At 62.0% G+C, this 8,510-nt stretch carries 9 protein-coding genes; 7 read left to right on the forward strand and 2 right to left on the reverse strand.

The annotated features are described in order from the left end of the window. Positions 1-10 precede the first annotated feature (10 nt). Both BGN91_RS14515 and BGN91_RS14520 read right to left on the reverse strand, forming a co-directional pair. The gene (locus BGN91_RS14515) at positions 11-568 is read right to left on the reverse strand and encodes a TadE/TadG family type IV pilus assembly protein (protein ID WP_292614299.1); all 558 of its coding nucleotides are present in this window, start codon (positions 566-568) and stop codon (positions 11-13) included. A gap of 200 nt (positions 569-768) precedes the next feature. Continuing rightward, a complete protein-coding gene (locus BGN91_RS14520) occupies positions 769-1,260 on the reverse strand; it encodes a pilus assembly protein N-terminal domain-containing protein (protein ID WP_292614356.1) in 492 nt (163 codons plus the stop codon). 579 nt (positions 1,261-1,839) lie between these two features. Between BGN91_RS14520 and BGN91_RS14525 the strand changes: the two genes are divergently transcribed. From BGN91_RS14525 to BGN91_RS14555, 7 genes are all read left to right on the forward strand, one after another. Next, entirely contained in the window at positions 1,840-2,007 is a 168-nt protein-coding gene (locus BGN91_RS14525; RefSeq protein WP_292614301.1) for a Flp family type IVb pilin, read from the forward strand. 352 nt (positions 2,008-2,359) lie between these two features. Then, positions 2,360-2,884 (forward strand): prepilin peptidase, encoded by a 525-nt coding sequence (locus BGN91_RS14530; protein WP_292614303.1) that lies wholly within the window; start codon positions 2,360-2,362, stop codon positions 2,882-2,884. Between the two features lie 132 nt (positions 2,885-3,016). Then, positions 3,017-3,796 carry a Flp pilus assembly protein CpaB gene (gene cpaB, locus BGN91_RS14535; protein ID WP_292614305.1) on the forward strand — a complete coding sequence of 260 codons (780 nt, stop codon included), beginning with the start codon at positions 3,017-3,019 and terminating at the stop codon, positions 3,794-3,796. 15 nt (positions 3,797-3,811) lie between these two features. Further along, a complete protein-coding gene (locus BGN91_RS14540; RefSeq protein ID WP_292614306.1) occupies positions 3,812-5,278 on the forward strand; it encodes a type II and III secretion system protein family protein in 1,467 nt (488 codons plus the stop codon). Positions 5,279-5,299: 21 nt separating this feature from the next. Then, on the forward strand, positions 5,300-6,043 hold the full coding sequence (locus BGN91_RS14545; protein WP_292614308.1) for a CpaD family pilus assembly protein: 744 nt from the start codon (positions 5,300-5,302) through the stop codon (positions 6,041-6,043). Further along, positions 6,040-7,308 (forward strand): AAA family ATPase, encoded by a 1,269-nt coding sequence (locus tag BGN91_RS14550; RefSeq protein ID WP_292614310.1) that lies wholly within the window; start codon positions 6,040-6,042, stop codon positions 7,306-7,308. The genes BGN91_RS14545 and BGN91_RS14550 overlap by 4 nt, the downstream gene beginning before the upstream one ends. 21 nt (positions 7,309-7,329) lie before the next feature. Next, positions 7,330-8,510 (forward strand): CpaF family protein (locus BGN91_RS14555; RefSeq protein ID WP_292614358.1); only part of this gene is annotated, 1,181 nt, incomplete at its 3' end.

An 8,510-nucleotide genomic window follows, 5' to 3' on the forward strand; every position in this document is an offset into this window, starting at 1 on the left:
CTTCACATCCTCAGCTGTAAGGCTCGTTCTTGAAAGCGGCCGTCGCTGACAGCAGCCGCTTGCTGCCGCCCAGATTCGCGATGTTGTAGCCGAGTCCCGTGACGAACAGAGGCCACTGATAGAACAGCCGTACGACGACGATGTCGCCGGGACCGCCCGGATCGTATTTCGTGTTATCGACAAAATTTCCGCCCGAAATCGGCTCGGAAATCGCAACGCTTCCGAAGCCCGAGCTGGACGGATAGCTCGTGACATCGACAAAAATTCCATTCGTACAATCGAACAGCACACTCGTGTTCGGACAAACGACGTTCTGCTTGAAGCTCTGTTTGTCCAACTTGGCGATCTGCGCCTGACCGGTCAGGATCATGCGCGCCGAGTCCTGCAATGCGGTTTCCAGGCTCTGGCTCGCAAAGAACACCAGTCCTGTCTCGATAATCGCGAACAAAAGCGCGAAGAACAGCGGCGCGACGAGAGCAAATTCCACGACCGCGGATCCGCGCTTATTGCTGCGAAAACGGTCGGCCGCCCTGGCGGCTGCTATCCTGAAACGGGGAAACGGCGACATCGCAAAATCCTTGCACACGGCGGGATTTATCTACCGTCAAGGACTAGCCGAAACTGATTGTTGAAGTGTTTCGCCCGATCAGAGCAAAATGCCCCTCACCGTACACCCGATATTGACCATAATCGGGGTGAACGGCGCGGGCGCGGACCTCGCCGGCGTCAGCGGCCTGCGCCGGTTACCCGACGATCATTCGCGCTCTGTTATTTTGCCTGGGTGCCGCCGGCCTGTGAACTTAGATTACTGGCCTGGTCCATCGTGGCTTTGAAATAAGAGGTGCTGTCACCGAGCGTGATCCGCTTCTGGCAAATCGGCATGCAGCTATAAGACTCGCGCTCCACGCCGCGATAGACCGTCACGACCTGATCGCTCGGCCCCTCGACCTGGATGACCCGATCCACGAGGATGCTTCCGGCACGATCCATCGCAATCACATTGGTCGCACCGTAGCCTTTTCCGGTCACGACGACGAGGCCGCCGGGCTGAAGGGTGACGTCGGCGATCAACGGATTGCCAACCACGATCGTCGCGATGTGTCCCGGCAGCTTGATCAACTTGGCCTGGTCTACATTGACCGAGATCGGATCGCTCGTCACTTCGGCGAACAACGCCACCGGACAAAGCAAAACCGCCGTTGCAAGCGACAGGCCGATGACCGAAGCACGCGAACGGCCGCGCAGGGACTTGAACCACATACTACACTCCGGACGCATACGAGCCGGCATAGGAAATACGTAACGGTGCCGGCGCCGACATGGCAAATCTGCCGTTAATTGATGAACGAACTGCAAACGCGGATCCGCTGGAACTCCGATCTCTCGAAATGGCAGACCGGCATGCCGCCAAACGGCGGTCTGGAATGCGGCATGAGATCCGACGGGATCAGAAGAGGCCGCCGTCAGCCACAGCGTGAGGAGCCACGAGGCATGGTTCTCTGTCAGGCACCCCGTTTGATCCCCGTCCGATCCGACAACAAAAAGCACGCCGGAGAAGCGGGCCTTCATTATCGTCGTCTGCTCGGCAACACGTAAACCGGACGCTGGAACGCATGCAGACAAACAAGTCTCGAGACGATCGGAAGCAACGCAGTACTATGCATTCTACTTAAATCTAAATTTACTCTGAGAAAGAACAACCCGTTACGTCGGGGTTTCTGCAATCGAATTAACTGCGCTGCAATTTTCCTGTCCTAGGGTGGTGTCATGGTCACGGTGCTGAGAACGCCGTTAGGACCAGGTGTAGTTCGACAGCCACGTGAACACAGGGAGCCAGTTATGAAGAATCTTTTTTCGCGTTTTCTGAAGGATGAGTCCGGCGCGACCGCGATCGAATACGGCCTGATCGCCGCCGGCATCTCCGTCGTAATCATCGGTGCCGTCCAGTTGATCGGAACCTCGCTGAACACTACGTTCACCAGCATTAACACCTCGCTGAACAAGTAAGCGCCGGCGGCCAAGCGCCAGCTTTCGTTTTGTTACGGAAGGGTCCCGGAAACTCGGGACCCTTTTTCGCTTCGGGTTGTAGCGAACCGAGGCGACAATCCGGGTGAATCGTACAATTCGAGTGAACCGTGATGGCTCCGTTCAAGGTCGTCCGTCCAGAACTGTCCCCTTCGCCTGACGGCGAACAGACACGACAGGTTCTACAAGCCGTCTGCATGGCGCTCACGTTGGCGTCGACCATTCTTTTGATCCGGTCCGTCATGCTTTTGTGAAACGCCACGCGCGTTTCGCGATTGTTCATTGTTCGCCGGTTAGCATTCCGCCGCAGGGAACGCGCGACACGGACAGTACCATGATCCTCGATCTCCTCCGGCTTCTGTTGTTTCCGACGCTGATGGCGTTCGCGGCCTCCAGCGATCTCCTGACCATGACGATTTCGAACCGGGTATCGCTGCTGCTGATCGCAGGTTTCTTCGTGCTCGCGGTCGCCACCGGCATGGGCCTGACCGAGATCGGCCTGCATGTCGCGGCCGGCGCAACCGTGCTGATGTTATCGTTTACCTGCTTTGCCATGGGCTGGATCGGCGGTGGTGACGCCAAGGTGGCAGCCGCCTCCTCGCTGTGGTTCGGGTTCGGGTTCCTGCTGCCCTATCTGCTCATTGCCTCGGTATTCGGCGGGATCCTGACGTTGCTGCTGCTCCAGTTCCGCCAATGGCCGCTTCCGGCCACGCTGTATAGTCAGTCGTGGCTGACGCGCCTGCACAGCAATGACAGCGGGATTCCTTATGGCATTGCGCTCGCGCTTGCCGCTCTGCTGGTCTATCCGGAGACCGACTGGATCGGGGCAGTCGATCTGGCGCGCTTTGCGCTTCACTGAGCGCGCGACAGCAATAAAGGTCTCATTAACGCGATTTAGATACGCCTCATTAACCATGCTTTGACGAATAAATGTTCAACTCCCGGTTAAAGGCGGCGCGAGCGCCGTAGTGCAACTGGGAAAGTGAAGCGTATGAATACCGCACGCATCGTCGTCCTCGCCGTCGCTGTCGGTGCCGGCGGTCTCGCCGCCTATCTCGCGAGCGGGTCCGACAAGAAGCCGCAACCCGCCCAGACCGCGCAGCTTCCGACCGTGGACGTTCTGGTTGCGAAGTCGGAGATTCAGCTGGGACAGGCGGTGACCGCGAACGAGGTGGCGTGGCAGGCATGGCCAGCGAACGCCGCCAGCAGCAGTTTCATTCGCCGTGACCAGCGTCCCAACGCCACCACGGAGCTGGCGGGATCGATCGCCCGCTCGCCTTTCATCGCTGGAGAGCCCATTCGCGAACCCAAGCTGGTCAGCGCGAAAGGATCCGGCTTCATGGCCGCGATCCTGCCGACCGGCATGCGGGCGATCTCGACCGAGATTTCGCCCGAGACGGGCGCCGGCGGCTTCATTCTCCCCAATGACCGCGTCGACGTGATCCTCTCAAGACGGGAAAAAAACGCGGACCATCCCTCTGATTCCGTCAATTCCGAGACCATTCTCAGCAATGTGCGGGTTCTCGCGATCGATCAGACCATCGAGGAGAAAAACGGACAGAAGGTCGTCGTCGGCAAGACCGCAACGCTCGAACTGAAACCGGACCAGGCGGAGTCGCTGGCGCGGTCGCGCCAGATGGGAACGCTGTCGCTGGCGCTGCGCAGCCTTGCCGATGCCAATGCTCCGGAAAGCAGCGCCGACGACCAGAGGCGCGACAGCATCAATGTCGTCCGTTACGGCGTTCCAACCCAGACCACCGTACAGAGGTAATCAAGGACGCCCGTTATGAAGTGGACGACAAATCCGACACCGTTGCAGGCCCTTGTGACGCGGTCCCTCTCGTTCGCGGCGATCGCCGCCTTCACGCTGAACCCGGCGCTGACGCCGGTGTTCGCCGGCGATTACCGCGTGCCCGCGGCAAGGTCCGGCGCAGGGATGCACGCGCAGTCGCTGTCGCTCGGCATCGGCAAGTCCGTCGTGGTGGACCTGCCCAGCGACGTCAAGGACGTTCTCGTCGCCGACCCGAAAATCGCAAATGCCGTGGTCAGATCGGCGCAGCGCGCCTACATCATCGGCGCCGCGGTCGGTCAGACCAACATCATATTCTTTGATGCCAACGGCCAGCAGATCGCAGCCTACGATATCGCGGTCACGCGCGATCTCAACGGCCTGCGCACCGCGCTCAAGCAGCTTTTGCCGAATGCCGCCATCAAGGTCGACGGCCTGGGCGACGGAGTCATGCTCTCCGGCTGGGTGTCGAGCCCGATTGAAGCGCAGCAGGCGGGCGATCTCGCCGCACGCCTCGCAGACGGCGCGCAAAAAGTCGTCAACAATATCGCCGTGCGGGGACGCGACCAGGTCATGCTCAAGGTCACGGTCGCCGAAGTCGCCCGCACCGTCATCAAGCAGCTGGGCATCGATCTCAGCGCCAACATGAACTACGGCACTGCGGTGGTGAATTTCAACAACGCAAACCCGTTCACCGCCTATGGCCGGACGCTGACGGGCAACAGCCTTGTGGGTTCGTTCGGTGGCAGCAGCGCCGTGCCCGCGGTCACCGCGACACTGCGCGCGATGGAGAGCGTCGGCGTGGTCCGGACGCTCGCCGAACCGAACCTGACCGCGATATCGGGTGAATCGGCGACGTTCATCTCGGGAGGTGAGTTTCCGATTCCCGCGGGTTATTCCTGCGATCCCACCACGCATGTTTGCACCACGCAGATCAAATTCAAGAAGTTCGGCATCTCGTTGAACTTCACGCCGGTGGTGCTGACCGAAGGTCGGATCAGCCTGAGGGTGATGACCGAGGTATCGGAGCTTTCGAACGAAAACGCCATTACGCTGACCCAGGCGGTCGGCAATTCGCTGACCGTGCCGTCGATAAGGACCCGTCGGGCGGAAACGACACTGGAAATTCCGTCGGGCGGCTCGATGGCCATGGCCGGCTTGATCCAGGAACAGACCAAACAGGCCGTCAACGGATTGCCCGGTCTCACGCAATTGCCGGTGCTCGGATCGCTGTTCCGCAGTCGCGACTATGTCAACGGTCAGACCGAGTTGATGGTCCTCGTGACGCCCTACGTCGTGCGCGCCGTCGCGCAAAAGGATCTCTCGCGGCCGGATGACGGTTTCGTCGACGCATCCGATCCGCAGGCTGACCTCCTTGGCAGCATCAACCGCATCTACGGCGCCCCGGGCCGTGCCGGACCCGCGCGTCACTATCGCGGCAGCTACGGCTTCATCACCGACTGAGGCGGGGCAAGGAACGAAACGATGACACCCACAGATTCCGCCGAACGCTACCGCAGTCTTCGCGTAGCCATCCTCGCCGCCGGCCTCGCCGCTGCGCTGGGCGCCTGCACTCATACGAGCCAGGATGAAATTCCGACCGCAAGCATTCCCAACGATTATCGCTTGCGGCATCCCATCGCGATCCAGGAAGCCGATCGGACCGTCAATATCTTCGTCGGCAACACGCGGGGCGGCCTGTCGGCATCCCAGCGTGCCGATGTCATCGGGCTTGCGAGCGTCTGGCTCCGCGAGGGAACGGGCGCCATCGTTGCCGAGGTGCCTGCCGGCACCAGCAACGCCCGGGCCGCTGCCGACTCATTCAGGGAAGTCCGCTCGCTGCTCGCGGCCGCCGGCGTTCCGCCGCGCGGGATTATCGTCCGGCGATACCATCCCGCCGACGAGCGCCTGTTCGCAACCATTCGCCTGACCTATCCGCGGATCGCGGCTACGGCGGGCCCCTGCGGCGTCTGGCCGGAGGACCTCGGGCCTTCGATCAAGAACAAGGGTTATCTCGACAACAAGCCGTACTGGAATTTCGGGTGTGCCACCCAGCGCAACCTTGCATCGATGATCGATAACCCCGCCGACCTCGTGCAGCCGCGGCCCGAAACCCCGCCCTACACGGCTCGCCGCTCCGAGGGTTTCGAGAAATATCGCAAGGGCACCCCCACGACCACGGACTATCCCGAAGCCGACAAAGCCAAACTCAGCGATACAGGCAAATGATCAGTTACGCTCGCCAGGACGCAGAAGAGTCAACCGCTTCCCCCTCGCCGAAGGCCGACGATCATGTCGTGCCGGCGCCGCGCGTATCGGTGCAGGCCTTTTGCGAGACGATGGAAACAGCCACAGCCGTGCAATCGGCCGGCGAGGATCGCCGGCTGGCCAAGGCGCACCTCAAGATCCAGATGGGCGGCATGACCGCTGCGGTGGAGGCTTATCGCTCGGCGCCGACACCGAACGTCATCATTCTCGAAGCGGAAGAACGCGGCGACATCCTGGCAGCGCTCGACCGGCTTGCCAGCGTGTGCGACGCAGGCACGCGGGTGGTCGTGATCGGTCGCATCAACGACGTCAGCCTGTATCGCGAACTGGTCAAGCGGGGCGTCAGCGATTATGTCATCGCCCCGGTCAGCGCCCTCGACGTCGTACGCTCGGTTTGCGGCCTGTTCTCAGCGCCGGAAGCGAAGGCGGTCGGCCGGGTCATCGCCGTTGTCGGCGCGAAGGGCGGCGTCGGCGCTTCGACGGTCGCCCATAACGTCGCCTGGGCGATCGCCCGCGATCTGGCGCTCGATTCCGTCGTCGCCGACCTCGACCTCGCCTTCGGCACGGCAGGACTGGATTTCAATCAGGACCCGCCGCAGGGCATCGCCGACGCCGTTTTTTCGCCCGACCGCATCGACACGGCCTTCGTCGATCGGCTGCTGTCGAAGTGCACCGATCATCTGAGCTTGCTGGCCGCGCCGGCAACGCTGGACCGGGTCTATGATTTCGGAACGGAAGCGTTTGATTCGATCCTCGACACCCTGCGGGCGACGATGCCCTGCATCGTGCTCGATATCCCGCATCAATGGTCCGGCTGGACCAAACGGGCTCTGATCGGCGCGGACGACATCCTGATCGTCGCCACGCCCGATCTCGCCAACCTTCGCAACACGAAAAACCTGATCGATCTGCTCAAGGTGGCGCGGCCGAACGACCGGCCGCCGCTTTATTGCCTCAACCAGGTCAATGTTCCGAAGCGGCCGGAGATCAGCTCCAATGAATTCGCCAAAGCCATTGAAAACCAGCCGATCGTCAGCATCCCGTTCGAACCGCAGATGTTCGGGTCCGCCGCGAATAACGGCCAGATGATCGCCGAAGTCGCGCCGAGCCACCGCGCCGCGGAAATGTTCCTGCAGATCGCGCAGCGCCTGACCGGCCGGGGCGAGGCCAAGAAGTCGCGGAAATCGTTTCTGCCCCCGTTCATCGAGAAGTTGCGGGCAAGATAAGCCCGCGCGTGGAGTACGGTCGTGTTTGGCAAGCGTAGCGGACCAGAGAACGAGGCGCGGAAGCCGGGAGGCGGCCTGACGCTGGGGGCCGCGCCGGCAGCCCAGAACGCGCGAGAGCCCGCGGAAACCGCTTCACTGACCGCGCCGTCTCCTCCGCTTGCGCCAGCACGCCCCGCGCCGCCAGCGCCGACCATCGACGTGCGGCGGTCCGATAACTATTACCAGGTCAAGGCGACGATTTTCGGCGCGCTGATCGAGGCGATCGATCTCGCCCAGCTCGCCAAACTCGACGGCGAATCCGCCCGCGAAGAAATCCGCGACATCGTCAACGAGATCATCGCGATCAAGAATATCGTGATGTCGATCGCCGAGCAGGAAGAGCTGCTCGACGACATCTGCAACGACGTTCTGGGCTATGGTCCGCTCGAGCCGCTGCTGTCGCGCGACGACATCGCGGACATCATGGTCAACGGCGCCGGCACCGTCTTCATCGAAGTCGGCGGCAAGATCCAGCGAACCGGCATCCGGTTCCGCGACAACCAGCAACTGCTGAATATCTGCCAGCGAATCGTCAGCCAGGTCGGCCGCCGGGTCGACGAATCCTCGCCGATATGCGATGCGCGCCTCGCCGACGGATCCCGCGTCAACGCCATCGTTCCGCCGCTGGCGATCGACGGGCCCGCGCTGACGATCCGGAAATTCAGGAAGGACAAGCTGACGCTCGATCAGCTTGTCAAGTTCGGCGCGATTACGCCGGAAGGCGGCACCATCCTCCAGATCATCGGACGCTGCCGCGCCAACGTGCTGATCTCAGGCGGCACCGGCTCCGGCAAGACCACGCTGCTGAACTGCCTCACCAACTATATCGACCATGACGAGCGCATCATCACCTGCGAAGACGCCGCCGAGCTTCAGTTGCAGCAGCCCCACGTCGTGCGGCTCGAAACCCGCCCCCCCAATATCGAGGGCGAGGGCCAAGTGACGATGCGCGAACTGGTCCGCAACTGCCTTCGTATGCGTCCCGAGCGCATCATCGTCGGCGAGGTTCGCGGACCCGAGGCGTTCGACCTGCTGCAGGCGATGAACACCGGCCATGACGGCTCGATGGGAACGCTGCACGCCAACAACCCGCGCGAGGCGCTGTCGCGCTGCGAATCCATGATCACCATGGGCGGCTATTCGCTGCCCTCGCGCACCATCCG

The organism is Nitrobacter sp. 62-13 (genome assembly GCF_001896955.1).
Lineage (GTDB): Bacteria > Pseudomonadota > Alphaproteobacteria > Rhizobiales > Xanthobacteraceae > Nitrobacter.